16 protein-coding genes are annotated in these 25,351 nt (G+C 44.4%); all 16 read right to left on the minus strand.

Features of this window, described 5'->3' with window-relative positions; translation table 11 throughout:
- Positions 1-197: 197 nt before the first annotated feature.
- Positions 198-956 carry a sugar phosphate isomerase/epimerase gene (locus tag AB685_RS07405; protein ID WP_047969955.1) on the minus strand — a complete coding sequence of 253 codons (759 nt, stop codon included), beginning with the start codon at positions 954-956 and terminating at the stop codon, positions 198-200.
- 260 nt (positions 957-1,216) lie between these two features.
- Entirely contained in the window at positions 1,217-2,185 is a 969-nt protein-coding gene (locus AB685_RS07410) for a sugar phosphate isomerase/epimerase (RefSeq protein ID WP_047969956.1), read from the minus strand.
- Between the two features lie 15 nt (positions 2,186-2,200).
- Positions 2,201-3,238, minus strand: coding sequence for a Gfo/Idh/MocA family oxidoreductase (locus AB685_RS07415; protein WP_047969957.1), 1,038 nt, complete (start codon positions 3,236-3,238; stop codon positions 2,201-2,203).
- 13 nt (positions 3,239-3,251) lie between these two features.
- Complete coding sequence (locus tag AB685_RS07420; protein WP_047969958.1) at positions 3,252-3,974, minus strand: ThuA domain-containing protein; 723 nt, start codon at positions 3,972-3,974, stop codon at positions 3,252-3,254.
- 505 nt (positions 3,975-4,479) lie between these two features.
- Complete coding sequence (locus AB685_RS07425) at positions 4,480-5,466, minus strand: LacI family DNA-binding transcriptional regulator (RefSeq protein ID WP_047969959.1); 987 nt, start codon at positions 5,464-5,466, stop codon at positions 4,480-4,482.
- A 294-nt stretch (positions 5,467-5,760) separates the two neighbouring features.
- Positions 5,761-9,108 carry a cellobiose phosphorylase gene (locus tag AB685_RS07430; RefSeq protein WP_047969960.1) on the minus strand — a complete coding sequence of 1,116 codons (3,348 nt, stop codon included), beginning with the start codon at positions 9,106-9,108 and terminating at the stop codon, positions 5,761-5,763.
- A gap of 184 nt (positions 9,109-9,292) precedes the next feature.
- Positions 9,293-11,452, minus strand: a complete 2,160-nt coding sequence (gene bglX, locus AB685_RS07435) for a beta-glucosidase BglX (RefSeq protein WP_047969961.1) — start codon at positions 11,450-11,452, stop codon at positions 9,293-9,295.
- Positions 11,453-11,649: 197 nt separating this feature from the next.
- Positions 11,650-12,606 (minus strand): carbohydrate ABC transporter permease, encoded by a 957-nt coding sequence (locus tag AB685_RS07440; protein WP_047969962.1) that lies wholly within the window; start codon positions 12,604-12,606, stop codon positions 11,650-11,652.
- Positions 12,607-12,620: 14 nt separating this feature from the next.
- Entirely contained in the window at positions 12,621-13,484 is an 864-nt protein-coding gene (locus tag AB685_RS07445; RefSeq protein ID WP_047969963.1) for a sugar ABC transporter permease, read from the minus strand.
- A gap of 2 nt (positions 13,485-13,486) precedes the next feature.
- Entirely contained in the window at positions 13,487-15,748 is a 2,262-nt protein-coding gene (locus tag AB685_RS07450) for a DUF5696 domain-containing protein (protein ID WP_047969964.1), read from the minus strand.
- Positions 15,741-17,765 carry a YIP1 family protein gene (locus AB685_RS07455; RefSeq protein WP_047969965.1) on the minus strand — a complete coding sequence of 675 codons (2,025 nt, stop codon included), beginning with the start codon at positions 17,763-17,765 and terminating at the stop codon, positions 15,741-15,743. Before AB685_RS07455 ends, AB685_RS07450 begins: the two co-directional genes overlap by 8 nt.
- A 16-nt stretch (positions 17,766-17,781) precedes the next feature.
- The gene (locus AB685_RS07460; RefSeq protein ID WP_047969966.1) at positions 17,782-18,660 is read right to left on the minus strand and encodes a carbohydrate ABC transporter permease; all 879 of its coding nucleotides are present in this window, start codon (positions 18,658-18,660) and stop codon (positions 17,782-17,784) included.
- 43 nt (positions 18,661-18,703) lie between these two features.
- On the minus strand, positions 18,704-19,597 hold the full coding sequence (locus AB685_RS07465; protein ID WP_047969967.1) for a sugar ABC transporter permease: 894 nt from the start codon (positions 19,595-19,597) through the stop codon (positions 18,704-18,706).
- Positions 19,587-22,526, minus strand: a complete 2,940-nt coding sequence (locus AB685_RS07470; RefSeq protein ID WP_241773261.1) for an extracellular solute-binding protein — start codon at positions 22,524-22,526, stop codon at positions 19,587-19,589. The genes AB685_RS07465 and AB685_RS07470 overlap by 11 nt, the downstream gene beginning before the upstream one ends.
- A gap of 254 nt (positions 22,527-22,780) precedes the next feature.
- A complete protein-coding gene (locus AB685_RS07475) occupies positions 22,781-24,151 on the minus strand; it encodes an extracellular solute-binding protein (RefSeq protein WP_053073751.1) in 1,371 nt (456 codons plus the stop codon).
- A gap of 347 nt (positions 24,152-24,498) precedes the next feature.
- The gene (locus AB685_RS07480) at positions 24,499-25,260 is read right to left on the minus strand and encodes an alpha/beta hydrolase family protein (protein WP_047969968.1); all 762 of its coding nucleotides are present in this window, start codon (positions 25,258-25,260) and stop codon (positions 24,499-24,501) included.
- Between the last annotated feature and the right edge of the window lie 91 nt (positions 25,261-25,351).

Raw genomic sequence — 25,351 nt, forward strand, 5'->3', positions numbered from 1 at the left:
TTTTGGGATATTGGCGTAAGGATTTCATCCGTTTTCATAATTTATAATCCAACTTTTCTTTTTATAAGCCAAGTTTTGATTTTATAAGCCAACTTTTAGATTTATAAGCCAAGTCCGTGCAGATAAATGCCATTCGACACTTTCCGACATCTCCACACACTATCTCTACCAGAAAACTCCCTAAAAAACACCTTGTATTAAATCTTCTCCATAATCCCTTGCAGATTACCAATACTCACACGCAGACTGTCCAAAGGATTGCCCGGACACACGTCCTGCTCGATGATGTACCATTCAACGCCATGCTCTTCTCCCCAACGCAATATCGGTTCAAAGTCGATGACACCTGTACCTACTTCCGAAAAGTTTCCTTCTTCACCAGGAGCCATATCTTTCATATGCAACGTTGGAACGCGACCAGCCATTGGCGCCAAAAATTCCAGTACATCATGACCAGCTTTTGTCACCCAATATACATCCAATTCTGCATGTATCAAGTTATCAGCACTTGGCTCCAATAGGTATTCCAATGCAACCTGCCCACCTATTTCTGCCTCAAATTCAAAGTCGTGGTTATGATAGCTGATGGTGTAGCCGTCTTTTTTCAAGACCGCAGCAAGTTCGTTCAACTCAGCCTTCAGAGAAACATAATATTCCTCCGTACGGTCCTCTTCTACCACATACGGCATAACAAGGTGCTTTGTACCGAATAGCTCTGCTTCAGCCAACACGGCAGGAAGCTCATTGCGTAATCGATCCACCCCTACATGCATGCCGGCAACGGATAATCCCAATTCTTTCAGTGCAGCGGCAACTACCTTTGGATCATGACCGTAAAGTCCTGCCATTTCCACACCTGCATAGCCCATTTCCTTTAGTTCTTTAAGTACGCCAATAAAATCTCTTTCCAGTAGATCACGCACCGTGTAAAGCTGTGCCGCAATTTTATGTTCCATCCTCATCCGCCTCCAATGTTATAAAAGCTGTTTTCGTAAACTTTGTTGCTGTTTCGTCGTTTACTCAAATTAGCCGTTATTTTACTTACCGTCGTGCTCTCTGTTTTACAAAGCATACTACTTGAGGATTTCTAGAGTGTTTAATCAGTAAAAAGTCCAATTGCCGACTTTTTACCGGTGAATAGCTACAATCTTTGAGAAAAGAACTTTATAAAACAAGCAACCAAGTTCGTTGGTTGCTTGTTAGAAATAGCTTATGCTTACACCCACCACATATCAGCAGGCTGTTCTTTTATTAACACCGATTGAAGGTTCGTTACCGCGCGGGCAAAGCCTTCTTCAATGGACATGATCGGATCTTCGTGCTCGATGCTGACAACATAATCGTAGCCATACGTTCGTAGCGCACTCATCATATCGGACCACTCCTGAACACTATGTCCGCAGCCGACAGAACGGAAGCTCCATGCACGAGTCTGTACTTCACCATAAGGCTGCATGTCCGTCAGGCCGTACATGTTTACATTGTCTTGATCTATATACGTATCTTTTGCATGGAAATGGTGGATTGCTCCAGCTTTTCCTAGTATTTTAATTGCTGCAACCGGATCGATTCCCTGCCACCATAGATGACTTGGATCTAAGTTCGCGCCGATTGCAGGTGACGTCAACTCACGCAATTTAAGCATTGTGTGTGGCGTATGTACCAAAAATCCGCCGTGAAGCTCAAGACCGATCTTGATATTGCGTTCTTCCGCATATTTCCCTACCTCTTTCCAGTAAGGAATCAGCTTCGTTTCCCACTGCCACTTAAGTACGTCGCCGTACTCGTTCGGCCAAGGGGCAACAGGCCAGTTTGGTGCTTTCGCCGTTTCGCTGTCACCAGGCACTCCGGAGAAGCAGTTAACAACCTCCACTCCTGTTAAAGCTGCTAGGTCAATTGTTTTCAATAGCGTTTCATGGGATTCTTTTGCAAAAGCCTCATCCGGTGAAATAGGATTTCCGTGGCAGCTGAATGCACTGATCTGCAAGTCGCGGGAATGGATTTCGTCCATATAAGCATTGCGTGCACCTTCGTCTTCCAGAAGAGTATCCAACGGACAATGATTTTTCCCAGGGTAGCATCCTGTACCGATTTCAACTGCCTCAAGCCCTGCACCCTTCACATAATCAAGCATCTCTGTAAAAGATTTATTGGCAAAAAGAACAGTAAATACGCCTAGTTTCATGTATGGTCACGCTCCTTAGTTCAATTCGTTTTGGATGTTGACGATCTTCTTTGTTTCATTGGATTCAAGCGCACCTAAAATAACCATTAAGGAATTCTTTCCTTCATTTCCGTCCACTAACACTTCTTTATCTTCCAAAATGCTTGCCACAAAGTGATCGATGACATGGGAACCTGTTTGTCCGCCTGAATCGTTGCTTTGGATTTTTCCTAATTCGTAACGAACTGTTTCTCCAGTTGCGTATTGCACCACTAGGGAATGAGTCGGATCGTCCTCTAGACGAAGAACCGCTTTTTCTGCATAGATGATAGTGGAGTTGTCTTCACGCTTATAGGACCAGCTCGCTGCAAGTGTTCCGACGATACCGCTTTCTGTTCTTAACGCGCAAACTGCCGTGTCATCAACATCTGTGTTTTCTTTTGAAGAAGTTTCGATAAATGCTCCTACTTCCACGATTTCTTCTCCTAAAAGGTAACGCATCAAGTCGGACTTGTGTACGCCAAGGTCTCCCATCGCGCCAATGAATGCTTCTTCTTTACGGAAGAACCAGCTGTCTTTTCCATCCACACTCCAACCTTCTGGTCCTGGATGTCCGAATGCCGTACGGAAGCTGTAAATTTTCCCTACTTCGCCGCTATCAATCAGTTGTTTCGCTTTTTGATGGGATGGAACAAAACGTTGGTTGTGCGCGATCATCAGTTTTTTGCCAGATGCTTTAGCAGCTTCAATCATTTCGTCCGCTTCTTCTTTTGATGTTGCCATCGGCTTTTCACATAAAACATGCGCTCCAGCTTTAGATGCATAGATGGATACAGGCGCATGCAGATAGTTTGGTGTGCACACACTTACAACATCCAATTCTTCACGGTCGATCATTTCTTGATAGCTCTCATATGCTTTCCCGCCATATGTTTCAACAGCTTGCTCCGCGCGTTCTAATACGACATCGCATAATGCCACAAGCTCCACATTCTGGTTTGCATGGTACTCCGGTAAATGGCGGTGCTTTGCGATGCTTCCGCAGCCTACTACTCCTACTCGTAACTTCTTCATCTTTTTATCCCCCTTATTTGCTTTTAATTTCTTCTAATGGTTTTGCATTTCCGTAATAAACTTCCCCGATTGTTGTCGGTTTTGCCCAGTTAACAGCGTTACTGATGACTTTTTGCACTTTTTCATGGTAGTAAGTCGGATATGTCTCATGCCCAGGACGGAAATAGAATACTTTTCCTTTTCCACGTTTATATGTGCAACCACTACGGAATACTTCTCCGCCTTCGAACCAGCTGACAAATACAAGCTCGTCCGGATCTGGAATATCGAAGTGCTCTCCATACATTTCTTCACGCTCGATATCAATGTGCTCGCCGATGCCTTCTGCGATTGGATGCCCTGGTGATACTACCCAGATGCGCTCCTTCTCATCTGCTTCCCTCCATTTAAGGTCACATGTTGTACCCATCAATGTCTTGAAGATCTTGGAGAAGTGACCGGAGTGAAGGACAATTAATCCCATTCCGTCGAGCACTTTATTTTTCACACGAGTGACAATCTCATCGCTCACATCGTCATGCGCCATATGTCCCCACCATAAAAGAACATCCGTGCTGTTCAATACTTCTTCTGTAAGTCCATGCTCCGGCTCGTCCAACGTTGCCGTTCTCACTTCGAAATTATCTTCTTTCAGGAAAGATGCGATTGCTCCGTGGATACCCTCCGGATAAACCTCTCTCACTTTTTCGTTTGTTTGTTCATGACGGTTTTCATTCCATACTGTAACTTTGATCATTGTTGTTGCTCCTTCCTTGATTGCAATCTATTTTTGTTGGCTTTCTTAAACACCGCTGTTGAATTCCGCGCCAGGCTTCGCTTTCCGCGGGGCTGACGAGAGCCTCCTCGGCATGCCAGCGGGGTCTCCACCAAGCGCTACCTCGCCGGAGGTCTCAGCCTTTCGCTACAATCACCAGCTAGGTTACTAAAAAAATCTTCGAGGATTAATAAAGTTTTTTGTAAAATCTCTAACTCTAGTAATTTGTTGTAGTCAGTTGTGTGGGAACGTTTCCATATTGCGTTGCATGAAACGTTTCAAGACAACTCTCCTACATTATAAATGGATAATAAAGCGTTTTCAATGTTAAAGTCCGAACTAGATTGTAAAATTCCGACTTAATGAGAGATGGTCGGGTTTAGTGAACGGGAGAATCAGTAAAATAAAAAATAAAGCCCCTCCCGTCAAAACAACAGGAAAGGCTCTATCAACACCTTCATCTTAATTTCTCATTCACACAACTCACTCACTTCACCGACTTGCGCTCGACAATCTCAGTAGAAAGTTTGTAGTAATTCTCTACGGTATCCTCTTTGGCCAAAGCCTGGAATACGACATGTACCGCCAATGCACCTACCTCATACTTTGGCTGTCTAATTGTCGTCAATGGAGGATCCACATATTCCGCCAGTTGGATGTCATCATAGCCGATAATGGAAACATCACTAGGCACGCTGATCTTGTTCTCTTTAAAAGCCTGCAGGCCGCCGATGGCCATCTCGTCATTGGCATAGAAAATGGCTTCAGGAAGCTGGCGCTGTGCGATAAGCATTTTTGTTGCACGGTAGCCGCTCTCACGGGTAAAGTCCCCAAACACCTTCCATTTGTTTTGAAACCTGATGCCGTGCTGGTTTAAGGCATCCATATACCCATTAAAGCGCATCTGGTTATCATGGGAATCTCTAGGACCGCTGACAAAGCCGATTTCACGATGGCCTTTGTTGATTAAATATTCTGTAGCCAAGTATCCACCATGGATATTGTCCACTTCCACTTGATACACAAACTCATGGTTAATCTTTCGGTCTAGAACTACAATTGGAAAGCCTTCACGTGCAGACTCCAAAACCACATCGTTTGTTATATTATGGGCTAGGATGATCGCTCCATCCACCCGTTTTTCTTTCAGAAATTTTGCTGCCGTTGATTGTGCGCCACCTACTGAACTGCATGCTATCAAATCATAGCCATTTGTCATGGAAACTTCCTGTACCCCTTTGATAAGCTCAGAATAGAACGGACCGGAAAGATCACGTAAGATAAGGGCAATCGTGTTTGTTTTCGTTCTTTTTAAGTCGGATGCAAAGCCATTTTTGAAGTAGTTCAATTCCTTTGCTGCGTCCTGAACCTTTTTCATTGTGGCCGGGCTTACCTTGTTCACATTGTTTAGTGCATAGGAAGCAGTTGAAACTGCCACTCCGGCAAGCTTTGCCACATCTTTGATTGTTGCCACCTTGTTTTTACCCCCTCATGGATAGACGCCTTCCTGTTTTTCCGCATATGCGAATCAAGATGCGCCACCCGCTTCGAAACGTTTCAATCTCCTATCTATAGCATAATGTAAACGTTTTTATTAATCAATAGTTTATAGTTTTCAAGTTTCAAGTATCGATTTCGGCTCCTAAGTCACAAAAAAATACGACGTCTATACATCGACGCCGTATTCCGTATTTTTTTCTAGTCTATCATGAAAATAAATAGGTGATCTGTTTTACTCCTGCAATCTACAGTGCATTCTCGTAGTACCTTAGATAAAAACCTCAATCACATTCTCACCATCAATCAAGTGTTTTTCCAAAGCTGACTTGCTGATGACCATTCCACCTTCACGGTAGCGGTTGGAGACTGCATCGCCTTCCACCTGTTGGTCGTTCACAAGTACTTTTTGGCTTTCCTGACTTAAATGATACACAAACTTCACATCATGGCCGTTCACTTTGTACGTGAAATTCAGGCCATCGAGTTCAGCTGGCAGAACAGGATCCACTACAAGGTCACCAGCAAGGAAGCGGATACCCAGGCAATTGGAGATCAGCTGGTTCATGTAGATTCCAGGGCCGCTTGAGTAGATTCTCCAGCCGCCTTTCACTTTTACAGAACCGTCACGGAGTTTATTGAACTGCTCCTGCGCTTCATAACGGTTGTTGAATTGTCCGTCGGAAGAACTGAAGTATGCATTGCTTTGACGGCGTTCCGCATTTGGCACTGCGTTCTGAATGCCGATCGGGTTGATGACGTTCAGGCCGTTCCATACTTCGTCCGTTTTACCGAGCTTGGCCATCGCTTCCACATAACGGATATGTGCGTGAACATATTGAAGTCCGATTTCACGGCCGAAATTTGCCGCCTGCTCTGCACGCTTGAAGTGTGTGCTCACACCACCTGCATAGTTTGCCGGGCGGTTCATCAGACGGACACCATCCGGGCAGAACAGTTTTTCTTTGATGACATTGTAATGATCTTCTGCCTGTTCAGGTGTTAACAGCTCACTGATCATACTGCGTGTCATCGGAAGCAGTCGATAGTGGATGCCTGTTTTCGTATCTTGTGGATGAACCATCAATTCTGGCTTACCCTGCTCTTCCATGTAGACGAATCCAGGGATGACTTCATTTCCAAGCATGTATTTATTGAAGTCTATTTCAATTCCTTTTGCAAGAACGCGCAGCTCGTCCGCTTCCTCAGCAGAAACCTCCTCGAGAGCTTTAGACAATGTATTCAACACTTGGTAGGTCAAGGAAACCGTCCAGCTTGATACCATGTATTGTTTCAGTTGCGCATTGGCAGGCTGTAGCGTATCATCCCAGTCTCCGTCCCCATAAGAGGAAAGGAATGTATCATGCAGGAAGTGGTCTTTAATGAATTGGATTTCTTTTTTCGCATGCTCGAACACAGTTGCTGTCGATTCCGTAAAATGATACGCACCACGTACTGTATAAGGAACTTTCTCTTGTAAAATAGAGAAGTCTTTCGTAATCGTCAGATAGTCACTCAACACTTTCAACGGCCAGACGATGATATCACCGTGGCTTTCGTCATGCTGAATGTGGTAATACTTGTCGAACATGAACCATTGCGGCCAGTTCCCGGTATCCTCGTACTGGTGGGAGTAGACCTTCTTGATGATCTCTTTTACACTATCGTAGTTCTGTGTTGCCATAAAGTATTCCGTAGGGCCCTGGCAAACGTCACGCGTTCCCCAAGCCGCTCCGCCGTACTGCTCCAATCCATGAGGAACGGAGTAGTGGACAAGCATATTATGTGTGTACCACCAAGCAAGGGCGTTCATTTTCTCGAGCTCTTCCTTGCTTTCGCCGCCCAATGTCAGCTTGAATCCGTTCATGACTTTTTCAAAAAATGCACGGTAACGGTCTGTTTCCAGATCAAAGTCACGGGCAACAAATTCTCGCTCTTCACCGTGCAGCAGACCGTGTACAGTCATGTTCCACTCTGAAGCAGCTTCTGTCTCCAACACTACTAGTGAAGCGGTACCTGGGACAATTCCTTCCGTAAGCTTCGTTTCGTCTGCAACCGTGTACTCCACTCCCTCCACTGTCAGCTTGTAAGCAAGGTCAGGATACACATGCTTGCTGTCAGACCCTTCCACTGCAGAGAACGATAACACTTTGCCTTCCTGCTTCATATCAAATGCAACATCCAGTTCGTTGTTGTTCATGGAGATTTGGTTGGTTACCAGGAAGCGGTAGCTCATTCCTTTTTCAGATCGCACGTGTAAGTGCAATTCAGGAGAATCCACCATTGTATAATTCGTGATGACAATCATATCATCGGCTGTTTTGTAGTACCAGCGTGCATAGTTGAAGCCGATTTCGAACAGGGAAGGCATGGTCAGTAACTGATATGTGCCTTCCACTTCTACATAAATACGCTGCCCTGAAGTTTTCATCACGTTTAACGCATTACGGGCATTTGTCATCATTTTATGGAAGGAAGTATTTCCTACCACGAGCTGGGAGTTGAATATACCGTACATATAGGACGTCGATGTCAACACGTTTTCTGTCATCTTGTCGTTGTTACCTGACATGATGATATGGCCGTGTGGACGCTCAACAATCAGCTCTTTTTCTTTTAAAACGATGTGTTCATGCGTCTCTGTGAAAAAGGAAAGGAGTGTCTCGCCATCCCTTTCTTCCTGGTGACGAACAGGGAATAATTCATCCAGTTCTTCCTTTGTCATGGAATCTCCGGAAATTGTACCGGATACCTTGTTGTGCATGCTTACCTTTTCAAGCTCGACCGCACTTACTGTCTCAACAGCTTTTACTTCTTCCCATGCCAGTACCACTTCATCTGAAAATTCCAATGTAGTCACAGCTTCTGCATGATTTTCTTTAAACAATCCGTAGAATACGAAGTTCTGTTCACCAGCTAATTCTACTGTTTCGGATTGCAATCCCGTATAGGCGAACTCATATTGATAGATTTCGTTTGCCAGTGTTTCTTTTGCCAACACTTCCGGCACGTTTGTTTCTTTATAGGACAGTCCGAAGAATTGGAAGCCGTCTGTAGAGTAGCCGATAGCTTTTGTCAAAGAGCCTTGCTGGAGATATGGGAAACCACCTGGCTGCGGCTGGTTCTGGCGGGAGCAGACCACATACCCTTTCTCGGAATCTTCGAAAACCGTATGGTCGATATATTGAGATAGATAGGATTCATTGGAACGGATCAACCCTTTGCTTCCGATACCGACATCCTGTCCATAAATAAGGTCAATCTTCTTGCCTTGACCGTCCACCGTTACATCCCAGAACCAGATTCCTTTTTGAGATAAACGGAAAGTTACTTGGTAGCGAATGTCTTCAACGAACCCCGCCCATTTCATTTCATTTGCGGAGTGGCTGACTGTACTTCCGGATTTTACGCCAAGTAATGGGTAGGCTGTGATGCCCTCTTCACCGTGTACACGAAGATAAAGATTGTTCAACGCCCCGTCCACCGGATTGGACATCCATTGGTTGAGCATGATTTCCTTATGTGTTGCTTCAAAAATATCTCCGCTGTTTAAAAAAGTGAAGCGGAAGTTGCCTGCATCTATGTTTACTTTTGCATTTTTCGCTGTTTGTGTTTGCATGGTAAGTAGTCCTCCTTAAGTAGCTATATTACTAACATCTATTTAAATGCGTGTGGATATCTTAATAGTTTTTTCAATTTCTAGCTGTTGATTGAAGCACAAGGCATGAGGCTCAAGCACCGCCCCGCGGAAAGCGAATGACTTGAGCGGAAATCAACAGCGGTGTTGACTAGAATTCATAAATCTATTTTTCTAGTTTAAAAGGAACTATCTCAAGATCCTTGCTGTTCGGCCCGACCATCGCCTGGAACGTCCCCTTATCGCTTGTAAAAGAAAGATCAGAATGATAGTAACGGAGCATTTCCTCATTGACTATGAAGGATACTTCCTTCGTCTCCCCCGGCTCCAACCAAACCTTCTCATAACCCTTCAATTCTTTTAAGGGACGTACAATTTCGCCTGCCAAATCGCGAATGTAGAATTGTACTGTTTCTTCTCCTGCGCGCTCACCAGTGTTAGTTACTTTTACAGAAGCAGTTATGGTGCTTTCCAATGTCATCGCATCCTCAGATAAAGACAGCTCACTGTATTCATAATTCGAGTAGCTCAGTCCGAATCCGAACGGTAGAAGCGGCTCATTAGGAATATCCAGGTAGTGCGTTACGTACCTTTCTTTCGGATCCGCACCTTGAGGGCGCCCCGTGTTGAAGCAGTTATAGTAGACCGGCACCTGCCCTACGGAATAAGGGAAGGACATCGTCAATTTACCGGAAGGATTCTCATCTCCGTATAATAGGTCAGCAATGGCCGTTCCTGCCTCTGTTCCGGGATACCAGGCTTCAAGTAGAGCATCCGTCTGATCGATGACACCGTGAAGATCTAGTGGACGACCATTAAAAAGGACCGTCACGATCGGTTTGTCCAACTTTTTCATTTCCGCAATAAGCTTCAGTTGCGCTTTGGGCAGGCGGATATCCGCTCTGCAGCCGCCTTCCCCGCTCATGTCCGATTCCTCACCAAGTGCGAGGACGATAACATCTGCTGTTTGCGCTGCTGCAACCGCTTCTGTTAGCTGCTCGTCCGTTACGTTTTCAATGTCGGAGCCTTGGGCGACCTTGATGTTCACAGCTTCCGTTTTCATCAGAAGTCCGTCATGCACTTTTACCGCCGCTTCTTTGGAACCCTGCCACGACCATGGTCCAAGGACATCACCGTTTTGTGCGAACGGGCCAATCAGGGCTATCTTCTGTTCTCTTTCTAATGGGAGGACTCCGTCATTTTTCAAAAGAACACAAGATTTTACCGCAAGATCCCTGGCAGCTTTGCGGTGCTCTTCGGACATGATGACCTCTTTTTCCAGCTCTTCGCTCGTTCCGCGATAAGGATTTTCAAATAGTCCAAGCTTCTTTTTTAAAGCAAGGATACGTTGAACCGATTCATCAAGCAGAGATTCTGAAAGCTCTCCGCTTTCCAATAACTCCTTTAAATTTTTGGAATAGCAGGCTGTCATCATCTCGATGTCGACTCCTGCCTCCAACGCTTTGAGCGCCGCTTCTCTTTCGTCTTCAGCGACACCATGCGGAATTAATTCCTTTACCGCTCCCCAGTCGGAAATCATGACACCATCAAAGCCCCATTCCTCGCGAAGGAGGTCTCTCATCAGTTTCTTGTTTCCGGATGCCGGTATGCCGTCGACTGTATTAAAGGCGGTCATGACCATTTCACAGCCTTCATCAAGCGCCGCTTTGTATGCCGGCAGATAGGATTCACGAAGCTGTCTTTCCGACATATTCACCGTGTTGTAATCTCGTCCGCCTTCCGGAGCGCCATATGCGGCAAAATGCTTCACACAAGCTGCCACACGATGTTGGTCATTTGTCAGGTCGTCTCCTTGGAAGCCTCGCACAAATGCTTTCGTAAACACACTGTTCAAGTAAGGATCTTCTCCTGTTGACTCCATCACACGTCCCCAGCGAGGATCGCGCACAAGGTCTACCATTGGTGCAAATGTGACATGGACACCGGACACGGAGGCTTCCTTAGCAGCAATTTCTGCGCTTTTTTCCGCAAGTTCTGCATCCCAAGAACAACCGATTGCCAGAGGTACCGGAAAGATGGTTTTGAATCCATGAACAATATCAGCCATCATCAACAGTGGGATGCCCAAGCGGTTGTCCGCCAGGTGCTCCTTTTGGATATTTCGGACTTCCCATGCTCCCGAGGCTCCAAGTACAGAGCCGCTGTTTTGTACGGTTTCATTGGTGATTCCCATATCTTCAAGGGGCCCTGTAATCTGGCCATCACCTGCTGCACCTTTATAAAAGAAGGTGGCCAATTGCATCAACTGAGCAATTTTTTCTTCTATTGTCATTTGTTCCAAAAGATTCTCTATGTTTTTTTCCATCTCTGGTAACCTCCTCGGTTTCCTTCTTGATTCGTGAAACGTTTTTATTCATAATAGTCAAATTATATAAGTGATTTTGCATGAATACATCTTGTTTTTTTCGAAACGTTTCTATTTATTTCGATAGAAAGCCGCTATGGCGTTTCTATTGGGGCTGTTGTTTACTTTTGATAGGCTCCGGCGATATCCCTACTAACCTATTCCCCAGCAATCCCCGAGCGATCCACACCCTCTACGAACCAGCGCTGCGTGACAGCATAGACCACTAGTAACGGTAGTATTGTCATGACGGTGCCTGCCATGTTGATACCTTCATTGATTTCAGAGGCATCGCCACTTTGTGGGTAGATCTGCTGATATGTCGCCACAAACTTCTGGAGTTCAAGTGGTAGTGTCGACAATGAGTTACCGAAGTAGATGGCCGCTAAATACGTTTCATTCCAGTACCACACAAAGGAGAAAAGGAATGAAATGATTATGGCCGGTGCTGCCATTGGAAGCGCAAGTGTCAGGAAGATTCGCAAATATCCGGCACCATCAAGCTGTGCTGCTTCTTCCAAGGCTTTTGGCATCATTTTAAAGAACTGATAAAAGATCAGGATGAATATTGCACTGTTGATTCCCTGTCCAAGCAATGCTGGCAACAGGAATGACTGAATGCTTCCGAGAATACCAAGCTCGTTGAAAAAGACATAACGAGGGATGACTGTTACCTGCGGCGGGATGACGAATGTTGCAAGTACAAGTACGAACATCGTCTTTTTAAACGGAAAATCGAACCGCGCAAACCCATATCCGATTACCGCACATACTGCCGTTTGGACAATCGCTGGTATTGCTGTTACATACAATGTTTCAAGCAGGGTCGGCACAAATTTCAATACGATATATGCCGCTTCATAATTATCCAAATACAGCTGTGTCGGAATCCAGTTCACTAAAGGATTCAAGATGTCGTCCAGGCTTTTCAAACTGTAGGAAAGCATATAAAGTAATGGAAATAAGTAGACAAATCCGATTCCGATCAAGAGACCATAGATGAAAAATTTAAAGAGGAATCCGTCATTCCCTTTCATTCCGAATGCGAACTTTCTTAGCCTTGTTCCGATTGCTGTCCCTTTACCCTTGCGATTTGTGAGCAACTCGCTTGCCATGGTTCCAACCCCCTCTACGCATATTTTTTCTTTCCTCTTACCGTCAGCAGGCCGACAGATATTGCAAGCGCCGCTGCTATTAGTAAGAAGTAGATCCAAGATAAGGCAGAGGCATAACCAAAGCCAGTGTTGATCTGGAACATATTGCTTTGAATATGTCCAATGACAGGATTTAAGGAAAAGATGGAGAACATCACGATTGTGTATACGGTATTAACCACGATCATAGGGAAGATGCTTGGAAGTGTCACTTTCCAGAAGCATTCCCAGTTGGATGCGCCATCAATTTTTGCAGCCTCATACACTTGCTGGTCGATCTTTTGCAGGGTTGCTAGGAAAATCAGGAACTGTACGCCGGAGAACCATAGGATTATGATGAGATTATCCATCAGATACAGCAGTATTTTACTGAAAAAATTATCGGCTGACAGCATCGTTTGAAATACTGCGTAATCCTTGATCGAAGGAATGGACGTTACTCCTTGTGCAATCAGCTCGTTTATTACCGGTCCACTCGCAATGATGACCGGAAGGAAAAAGATCATCCGGAAGAAATTTCGGAAGCGGATTGGTTGATTCAGCAGAAGGGCGATGATTAACGAGAAAACGATAATGATCGGCACCGATAATACGAGCTCCTGCAAAAATGTGAGCAGATGCTGGGTAAAAAGCGCATCCACCGTAAAGGCATATTGGAAGTTATCAAACTTTACAAACTTGGTTTGAATGCCTTCTGTTGTGATCCGCACCTGCTGAAAGCTCAGGTACAGCGAATAGAAAAGGGGATAAGCGGTGAAAATCAGAAACCCGATAATCCATGGTGAGATGAAGAGTAATCCTGTCAGTCTGTTCTTTGATCGCATGGATAGCTGTTTCATGCTTAATCCCTCCCTTCTGTGACTTCAAATGATGTTGCTTCTATTGTTGTACCATTAACCGTTGCATCGGCATCGGTATAGTTGACGATAATGGAAACTCCATTGGAATACACCACTTCCGCCACTCCCTGCTGATGGACGACGCGGTCAACGATGTTGCTATTCTCCACTGTTCCCAAGCTTTCTTTCACCATTCCATACTGATGAATGATTTCTTCCTTCCATGTATCAAACTCTGACGTGTACAACCCTCTGGATGGTGTCTTCATCAATAACTGAGCAGGTTCACTTGTCAGATAAAATGATGGGTAGGCACCGAATTCAATCATTCGGAGCACTTCCTCTTTCGGATTATGCGAGAAATTGGAGAAATTCGCATAATATGGCGTGTAGCCTTTCAAGACAATTTGCAGGAACGGAACGGTATCCGTCACAAACATATAGTTGGAAGAGTACATCGGCATGTCCAGATAGCGATCCATATAGGACCAGGCATAACTGTTCGGACGGTAGAAGGTTAATCCCCCCTCTTGGTCCTTGTAGAGTTCAAATATTTCTTGGTAGATCTCGACCATTTCACTTCTGGTAGATGTCATCCCCTTATTGAAATCGGAAAACAGTGTATTTCCGGTTGTATCAAGGGCGATGTTTTCCACCCCATGGTCCCGGAAATCCGCTAGATCCTTTTTGGCAATCTCCAATGATTTCAATGGACTCAGGTAGTAGCTGCCATATCCATATTCCCTTTTGGTCATCGGCTGCGCATTGATTTTCTTGGCTACATCCTTGCTTCCGGAAAATCCTTTTGCTCCGTCATAGGCCTTTGTAAAATCAGAATGCAGATAGAACGGGACATCGCTCTCACCGAGCTGATTCATCGTGTCTTCGAGGTCCCCTTTACTTCCAAGCTTACCTTCAATCGGGAATTTCTGAGGGAGTGATCCTGTCAGTCCACCTTTGGTCCAACCGCGATAGACAACATGCATTTTGTCCACATCATTGCGTTGAAGCTCGTTCACGAAGCCTGGTATTTCCTCAAGGGTTGTCATCGGCTCTACGGAATCCCAAATGAGCCCTTTTTTTGTTTCTCCGCCAAGGAATTCAAGACGAACATCTACTGTATCGTCATCCTTTTGTGTTAATGTTCCCTGATCTTCTAGGTGTGCTTGATAGCGCTTTGCCATTCCCACATAATCAGCGTCGTCTCCTGTAAGGAACATGACCTTCTGTTTGATATCAAACTCGTTTTTTTCCTCCTGGTAGACGTTGAAGCCCCCCATGCTTTTGCTTGTTGGCTGGAAATAGTTGAAACGGTATTGATATTCCGATGTGACCCAATAGAAATCGGTCGATGCACCGGATGGATATGCCAACACTCGCCCATAGCTCTGTCCTTCTTCGATGGAAGTGATAAAAGCGTTCTGTTTGACCCCATGAACCGCTCCATAGACAGGTACCGAAATGGCTTGTGTCGGATACGTATAGTCATTTTCAGAACTTTTCGGTCTTGTAAAACCTTCGTCCTCCCCATAGATGGACCCGACAAAAGGTGTGTCAGATCGGAAAGCGTTCTTTTCAAATCTCATCAATGCCCCGCTGCCATCTGGAATGAACAGGTATCCTGTTATATCGTCCATATGAGCAGCACCAAGGAACGGGTAGACTTTCATAGAAACGATCTTGTTGTAGGTTCCGTCTTCAACCCCTTCGCTCGGAACATCGATTACCAAATTGTCCTCGTCAAGTGAGACAGTCAACTGGACATCAATGCTGGCGTTCCGGAACTCGATGTTTGCCGTAAAGCCATTCTCCCCGATCTTGATTTCCGGCTTCGATTCACCTGTCAGGATGCTTTCTGTTTTCAGATTTCCACGTCTGTCGAGGTAGTCGATGGTGACAGCCGACTGGACCATTTCCGTCCAGGTATTGTTCAAGCGGTAGTTTTCGGAATCATCGACACCTGAGTTCCAAATGTAACCCGTCTCTTTGTTTTGAACTTTCAATGCAAGAGAGTCTTCCTGAACATATAGAGCAAGCTCTTCGTTTTCAGTCACTTTTATAAAACCTTCAAGCGTCCCATCTGGAAGCGGCTTGTTTTTTTCCTCTTTTTGAGTGAACTGATTGGAATCAAAGCGGAGGGTCTCTTCTCCGATCTCTGTCTCCAATTCAATCTCTTCTACTGCTTCTTTGTTTGTCAGCGATTCAGCAAGTGCGTGAATCGGTAACAGAGCGATGAGAAAAAGGATAAAAATTTTCTTATACACGGAGAATCACCTCCTGAATGATTGCCGTAACAAAGTCGATTACCTGATCCATTAATACATAGATGATAAAGCATACCAGCACGATGATGATCATACAGAAAATAGTCATCAGAATGTTTCGGATGGTTTCCAAGAATTCGAAGGCATGGATTTCCTTTACCATGATAAACAGGATGACAAGGGACCAGCCTACCATGACCTGCATGGAAAATACGTATAGGAACAACTCATTCAATGTCAGTACATTGGACATGAGTGTGATGGGAATGATGAACAGAATAACAGGAGCCAAAGAGTAGATGGTTCCTATGTAAATGTCCGAAAACTTCCCTTCCCCATCATTGATCGTAGATACTAGATAGTTGGCAACAATGAATAGAATGATAGGCACGAAGAGCGTCAAGAATTCCAATCCGAAATTGATTTGCTCGTTGGTGGTTCCACCTCTGAAAATGAATCCGGTGAAATTATTCATGATCAGATATTCAATATATAAAATGATATACAGGATCGTTGCCGAAAGGACAGAAACCTTTCTTACCCTCTTCACATAATAGAAGCTGTCAATCGGGTGTCTTAGGAACTTTCCTAAGAACAGCAGTTCACTCAACAGCTTTCTGCTTTTGAATGCTTGCCACTTTTTTCGTACCGGCTGCAAGATTCCTTTTTTCTTATCTGCATATAGCAGGGACGCTCGTAGCGCAAACAGTCCTATTAATATAGCGAAAACATAACTTAAATTTTCCTGCATCCATTGGTTACGAATCTCCCAAAAGGAGTCGGAGTAGCCATAAACATGTCCGACAAGTTCAAATGACTCCAGAGCCTTTTCGTATTCCTGCTGCTTGTAATAGGCTTCCCCCATTGCAGCATGGGCAAGTCCGATGGATGAGTTCAGGCGGAGCACTTCACTCCAATACTTTTCACTTTCGATATAAAGCCCTTCCGCGTAAAGGGAAATCCCTCCGTGTAGCATCTCTGCAAATGCCGTCGGCTCAAGTAGCTGGATGGTCCCTCTTTCCCTGTCCGTGACAAAAATCCGGCCAAGGTTATCTGTCGCTACCCCGGTTGGATCCATGAACAGACCAAGTCGATTTGTGCCATCATCTTTTCCACCGAAGACGAAAAGCAGATTCCCGAAACTATCATACTCATAGATTCGACCATTGTTCTCAAGGACAAAGAAGTTTCCTAGAGGTCCTATGGTGATATCTCGTAAATTGGTCGAATCCGAAATATCAGGCCAAAAGATATTGCTTCCTGAAATATTCAGTTTGCGGATTACTTCAAAGCTGGTTCCAGCTGTAACTGTATAAATTAGTCCTTTTTCATCAATGGAAATATTGGTCGGTGCAGGAGGAACACGCATGAACATGCTCGAACGCTGACTGTCTGTTGTCAGGGCATCCTGCACAATGGACATCAGGGAAGGACGGGTACGGTTCACCCCGAAGAATCCAAGGAAGGTTCCATCCTGTCCGATCTGGATGATCCCGTTTGTCGAGCCTTCACCGATGATATAGAGGTTTCCACGTTTATCGACCGTCACTTTTTGCGGCTTATACGGTGTTCTCGTTCCAAACAAAGGAGATTCAGGTCTTGCATACTCCTGAAGCATTTCTCCTTCAGGTGAGAAGCGATACACTTTTTCATTCGTATAATCCGCTGCATATATTTGCTGCTCTTCATCGACATAAACTCCTGTTGGCATCTGAAGGATCCCTTCCCCCACTTCCAGAAGCTTTCTGCCATTTTCATCAAATTTCGTTATCTTTTTTGTTCCGGAATCGGCAACATAGACATGATTTTCCTTGTCGATATATACATCTTCCGGATTTACAATCTCACTATTACTGCCAAAAAGTCCAACAGGGATATAGGCGGTTTGTGTTTCAATGATATCCCCTTCTGTTGATACAGTTTCTGTTTTGTATGGAACAGACAGAGAAGCAGAAGATTGCGCTGGAGAAAGTATGAACAACCAAACACTTAGCAAGCCTATGAAAATGCGCTTCATTTCCTTTCTCCCCCTTCTACTTGATACCTGAATGTGCCATCGTATTCATTACTTGACTCTGTAATATGATAAAGATGATTAAGTTCGGGATAAACATGATCAGTGACGCCGCCGCTGCCATCCCTTGACCTGCTACCGTGTTACCTGTAGAAGTGGCTGTCAGGGTCGACATATAGAAGGCAAATGTCTTTAAGTTCTCATTATCCACAAACAATGTGGATGTTTCGGTGTTATTCCATACAAGCTGAAACGATAGAATGGCAATGGTTGCAATTGCTGGCTTCACAAGTGGAATAATGATTTTTCTGAAAATCTGAAAGTCTGTCGCCCCGTCCATCTGTGCCGCTTCAATCAGTTCATTCGGTATCTGATCAATGAACTGTTTGACAAGGAAGAGGCCGATTGGCATGGCAATCAACGGGAAGATGTGAACAATGAATGTGTCGAGCATTCCCATCTTTTCAATTAATAGATATCTTGGAATGACAACCGCCGCTGATACAAACATCAGGGCAAGCGTATTGATTTCAAAAATCGTCTTTTTCAATTTGAAACGCTTTTTGGATAGCGCATATCCCGCCATCGTACTGATCAGAACGGTTAAAAACACAACGATCAGGGTGATGGCAATACTGTTGAACAAATACCGCGACATCGGCACTCCCGATGCACTTGTATTATTCATTAGATCAATGAAGTTCTGAAACGTCGGCTTTTGCACAAAAAAGCGCGGCGGGTAAGCGAATAGCTCATCAATCGGCTTAAAAGCATGCGAAAAGACAAAGACGATAGGCATGGCCATGAATACAGCCAACGGTATTAGAAATGCGTAAAACTTCAACTGGCTTCGGTGAAAGCGATCTGGATTTATTTTCGTTCCATGAAATGCCGACACATCGTTCACTCCTTACGTATAGAAGATTAATAGATTCAGCTCGTTAGTCCTTCTCTCCGAATAAGCGCCAGGCGATCTTTGAGAATATATAAACAAATAATAGTAAAAGTACAGAAATGGCTGCTGCATATCCCATTTCATAGCGGATAAACCCATAGTCCTCCAAGTGGTTGACCATCAGTTGACCTGCATATTGCGGCGTCGGGTTGGCACCAGAGAGGGCCACCCCGATTGCGCCAGCTTGGAATGTTCCCACAACCGCCATTACTGCTCCGAAAAGCATCTGCGGTTTCATAGACGGAATGGTGATATAGAGGATTTCCTGGAATCTGTTTCTTATTCCATCAATGTATCCTGCTTCATATATCTCCTTGTTGATGTTCAATACACCTGAGAGCATCGCGAGGAATCCTACTCCCATGCTCCCCCAAAGGGTGACCACAATCATGATGGTCATCAAGTGTTCGGGTGATTGAAGCCATTGAATCGGTTCAAAAATGATTCCGATTGTTATGAGAATACTGTTAAGATAACCAGTCTGATCTCCACTGAAAATAATCGTCCATACAACAGCCATCGCAATTCCTGCTGTCATGGATGGAGAATAGATAATCAAAGCAAGAATCGTTCTTGGCACTCTGGAGATCTGTGCAAGCATCCAGGCAAGGATAAAGGATAAAATATATCCCCCCGGCCCGACGATGACTGCAAACATCAAAGTATTCGGCAATACTTTTTGCATAAAGACTTCATCCTGTGTCAATACACTGACATAGTTGGCAAGACCAATGAATGTCGGCATCTCGATTGCATTGAAATACGTGAATGACAAAAGCATTGCCACCACTACAGGTATGATGATAAAGGTAAAGAAGAAGATTAAATATGGTGCAAGAAATATAGATGTACTTGCATGCTTTTGAAGGCTACTCCTCATTTTCTTCCACCCAGCTTTCTACTTGTTCAATCGTCGGAATCGGATATTCCTTAACAATCTTGCCGTCTTTCATATATCCGAACTCCTCCATCTTACGTCTCATCTCCCGGTCGATTGTGACTACTGCATCGTCCACTGCAGAACGGGTATTTTCGCCATCGAATACCACCCGGTTCCACACATTACTGATTTCACGTTCGACCATATAGGTGTAAGGTGTTTTTGGAACCTCTTTTAAGTGCTCCCATTGTTCCAAAATAATTTCCTTATGCTCCTCCGGCCAAGGAAGCTGTTTGAACGCATTCAGATTGGCCGTGTTCCACATGTAGGAAGGTCCATATGTGATTTGCAGGGTTGTGGCAAAGTCTGTTTGCGTCTCTGTCGACATCCACCACTTCAGCACTTCCCATGCCTCATTCTTATTTTTACTTCCATCAAAGATCATGCCGGATTGTCCCGATCCAGTCGCCCATCTCGAAACCGATCCATCCTCCTGCTCCACACCTGGGTGAAGGGATATATCCCACCAACCGGAAATCTCCGGTGCCGCAGCTGTCAGTTCCACATAAGTCTGGAAGCTTGATACCCCAATCGGTAGCGTAGAATAACGGAAGTGATTATAGAAATTCGGCACCTGCAATGGCGTGCTGTAGATCGTATTCAAGTCCGTCATAAACTGGATGCCCCGTACCGTTTCATCACTATCAATTGATGTCCCGAGGCCATTCTCCTGATAGAGGTCACCTTGGTGTTGATAAATGAATGGTGATGTCGATTGGAACGGTTTAAATGCCACCGCTCCTGCAATAGGTGTATAGTAGTTCAAGCCAAAACGTTGAAGCTCCGGCAGGATATCCACTACATCATTCCATGTATCAGGAACCGGAATATCAAGTGCATTCATGATATCTTTTCTGTAATACTGTACGAAGAAATCCTGTGTCTCCGGCAGCCCATATACCGCATCATCAATGATCATCGGCAGGAATGCTCCCGGTGAAAATTGCCCCAAGGTCTGATCAAAATCATCAAACTGCCTTAGATCATACGCAGCACCACGGATTGCCAATTCATACGGCAGCCAGCTACTGATTCCAAGCGCTAGATCCGGCTGGCTATTTGCCGCATTTGCAAGTATCAGCTTTTGCTCAGATGGCATGATAGAAAATCTAACTTTAATTCCAGTTTGCGGTGTGAAATTCTGATCGACCATGTTCTGCATCAGTTCGACATATTGACGCGGCCTGTTAACCCAAATGTCCACCACATCATCATCGACCGCTTCTGTTGCAAGCGTATTCGACTGGAAGGAATGGAAGAATTTCAGGACAGACTCTTTTGCTTTTGCGAAAAATCCCAGTTCCGCCCTCGGCAACTCCTCGTCACCGTGAATATATATACGATCCATTATTAATGGCTGTTTTTTCAAATCCAATGTTGCATTTCCAAGTACTTGTGCGACAGAGCTTGAACCCTCTGACAACTGAGTTAAACGGGCCGGTATTTCATCAGGCTTTTCTGCAAGTGCGCGAAGACGTTCCACCGCAATCTGCAGGGACACCACTTCCACCGCTTCTTTCCCTTTACTTAACTCCAGCAGATACTCACTTTCCTTCTCGAGCTTATCCGCCCAAGTGGTCAGCTTGTCCTCAATATCAGGCAGGTATTCTGTAATTCTCCAACCGCGCGAGCGATCTTGGCTGTTTCCTGTTAGTTGTTTGATAGATAATGAGAGCTCTTCAATGCCCTTCATCACCTCATTGATTTCAAACAAGGTTCGGTTGACAGGCGATGCATCCACCTTCAACGTCAGGGTATTTTTCCCTTTTTTTAGATAAAACGAGTATGGGTTCCCATCCTCATCGCTTAACGTTTCGTTCACCCAGCTTTTTTCCTGCTGAAAAGAATAGTTCTCCACTTCTTCAAATGGCACTTCCCCATTCACCATTACTGTTCTGAAGACTGGGAAGCTTGTTTGTTTTTCCTGTAAAACTTTTAACGAAATCTGGTAGTAGCCATCTTCCTCCACTCCCATCTCCCATGTTGCACTTTGTCCGCTTGTTTCCCATGACTCCCCGCCGACTGCATTCAATAGACGCTGATCACGTTTATAAGGGACAACGGATGCATCCTGTCTGTTGACAGGTCTGATATACGAGCTGTTCTTTTCGGTCGGATGCTCTGCTTCAATCGTGACCATCGCATCTTTGACCTGGTTTCCATCGTTCTGTTCTAAGTATTCCTGGTAATTAGGTATCGTTCCCACATTGTTTACATAGATATTGCCAAGTAGCATTTCCCCACGTATGTTCGTAAGGGTAATCGTGTTCTTTCCTTTTTTCAATTGGTACTTCAGCGGTCTTGAATGCAGATAGCTGGAATCTTCCGCTTTCACATAATGCCACTCTTCAATCGGCAACTGTTCGGGAATGATTTCATCTCCGAATCTGTCCTGATCAAACTCGTTTGAAGCACTTTTCCAATTCTTTGGAAACAGGATCCGTCGACTTTCAAAGTACGGAAACTCTCCGTTCACCTGAATGGAACCTTCAATCGGTACAATTCCTTCTCCTAACGGAAAATAGTCGAAGCCAAGCTCATATAATCCGTCCTCTTCCACTTCAACCTCGATTGTCACTGCCTGCTGGTCCTTCCAAGCATATACCTGACTTCCATACTCCCTGCTTTCTGATTCAGCCAAAAGATCACTTTCGGAAATGGATAAAAAATCAGTGGGCGAGACAGCACGCTCGAAATTTTGCGTGCTGTCCTGTCCCACTTCATTCCACTGTTTCAGGATCGATAGATAGCTAGGTTCAATGACTTGTTCGGCCACTTGCTCAGGAGAATCTTTTTTATCGGCAAACGCGATTTGGCTTGGTATTAGTAAAAGCAGTATTAGTGGCCAGAACAACATTTTACGTTTCATATCATACATCCCCTTCAACAGTTTCTTGCTTGTTTAGCTATTTTAAAATAGATAGATGTTTCTGTTTAACTCCCTGCCGATTTCCGTTCCGGGTGGTCGCTTTCCGCGGGGCGTGTGCTTGAGCCTCCTCACTTCGTTGCGGGGTCTCAAGCTACCGCTATCTCCCGCAGGAGTCGACCACCCTGCACTGCAATCGGCAGGGGGAACTGGTTAAACAAGATATACTTCATTTTCATTAAAACCAGTACAAAGAGTTATTGGCCGATGGCTTCTTTGCCTTCTTGGTATTTTTGGTTTGCCAGTTCATTGATTTGTGCGGCATAGTCTTCGATTTTGATTTCACCTCTTACGCTTGCATCGATCAGTGCTGCGATGTTTGCATTCGGCTCTTCTCCAATAGCAATTCCTGTTGGAGCTTCCCATCTGGACTGTACGAAGCCAGGAACCGTTTTAACCGGCTCGATGATACCGTTTTCAAGGTTGTCATATGCCGTACGCAACCCAGGGATGTCCTGGATCTCGAAGAATGCATCTAACACTTCATCATCCTGGATAACAGGCAGGTTGTTTACGGCTTTATCTGTTTCTACCGCTACATCTAAGCGTTTCAAGTAACCTTCTTTACCAAAGCTCATCCACTTGGCAAACAAGAATGCCTCTTCAGCATGTTTTGTAGATTTGGAGATTCCCATGTAATCATTTACGATAACCGTTCTGCCACCAGGTGTCCCAACAAAATCCCAGTCAAAATCAAGATTTGTGGAGAAATCCGTTACAGCCCAAGTACCATCCCAGTTAAGTCCGATGCCGCCTTGTGCCCAAACCTCACCAGCATGTTCACCACTGAAGTTGGCCTTTTGATCATCAGATAGATTTTCATAAGAATATCCGTTTGTTACAAAATTACTTGTAAGGTTTACACCAGAGATAAATTCATTGCTGTCAAGATGGTATTCTTCATCACTGAATGTGTACCAGCCAATTTCTTCATTCACAGAAGACGGATACCAGTCCACAATCGCAAACGGATTGTTCAATCCAACAACGCCACTGTTCACATTGGAAATGGAACGTACAGATTCTGTGAATTCGTCAATGGAGAGCCCATATTCAGGTACATCCTGGTTTGCCTGGTTATACAGGTCTTTATTTACAAAATAACCTAAGAAATGCTGTGCGCTAGGTATTGCATAAACTGTTTCATTGTATGTGGCAGATTCTCTTACTACTTCAGGGATCTTCGCGAAATCCTCATCTGCTTCCGCCATTTCAGAAATATCAAGTAACCAGTCATTCGCTAGACCTGTTGGTACTTGAGAAAGCATGAACACATCCGGCATTGCATTTGCACTTGCCGCAGAAGATAATGAGTTGTTCCAATCATCTGTTGCGATGGACTCATCAATTTCCACATTGATGTTCGGATACTTTTCTTCAAACTCCGCAATCAATAAACGCTCGATATTTTGATCTTCTTCTGTTCCAAGTGCCCAGCTGGCAAATGTTACAGTCACTTCATCTCCGCTACTTTTCTCACTGTCACTTGCCGTATCGTTGGAATTGCTGCAACCGACAACAAGCATGAATGAAGCTAAAATGGCGATCCAAGGTTTAATCAATTTCATCACACATACACCCCTTATAGTTTGTATTAATTACGTATCGAAACGTTTCAATTTGTTCGTAAAAATAAAAAGGTAGATAATAGCACCCCTCTGTTGTCTGTAAATCTGCAATTGATACGTTTCACTAAAATTATTATACTTTGTATTGTAAACGATTACAATGTAATTTTCGAAATAATTTAATATGTTTATAGAATTGCATAATAGTATGGTTTTTGTTAGTTATATCAAGGTTTACAGTTGATTTCCTGTATTTCCATGTTTATGAAATTATTATGATTTGAATAAGAAAAAATCGATCCTATATATAGAATCGATTCGACAAGGGATTATAACTCTCTTCCTTCCTATCCTTGCTGCTCAAAGAAATTCAGTACCTTCTGGATATTTTCATCCCAGTAGCCCCAATCATGGCCTCCAGGTCCCTCTTCATATGTAAGATCCAGTCCCAGCTCTGAACAATGGTCTCTAAACCGTCTATTTGCAGCAAGATTATGATCCTCCGTTCCACAGCATTGGTATAAACGTGGACTCTGTCCATTTACCTTTGTGGCCAAATGAAACAGATCATCCTCGCTTCCTTCAATAGGACGGTTACCAAAGATATGCTGAAAATCTCTCGGGAAGGCAGGAAGTCTTTCTACAATATCGAGCGAACCAGACATACTTGCAGCCGCTCCGAATCTGGCAGGATTACGAAGCGCAACCTTCAATGCCCCGTACCCTCCCATTGATAGGCCTGCAATAAAGTTCTCTTCCCGCTTGTCCGATAGTGGAAAGAAGCTTTGCGCCAATCTCGGAACCTCTTCACTTACAAAGGTGTAATAATCATAGCCATATTCCATATCCGTATAAAAGCTCCTACCTGCAGTAGGCATCACAACCGCCCAGCCAAGGGCAGACACATACCTTTCAATGGATGTAAACCTCGTCCAGATGGAATGATCATCCGACAGGCCATGAAGAAGATAAAGAGTGGGATGCTTTTTCTGCTTCCCTTTTGTTGTAGAGGTAACACCAATCTGTGAGTTAGGCTGCGGCAGCAGCACGGTCATGGATGCCGAACACTGTAATGCTTCCGAAAAAAAATCACATTGAATACGAGCCATCTTTCACACTCCCCTTTTTTAATTAAGCTCTTTTCTCAAAGATTGTTGCTATTACCTTGTAAAAAGTCGGCCTTTGGATTTTTCATTGCTT

Source organism: Bacillus sp. LL01 (genome assembly GCF_001037965.1).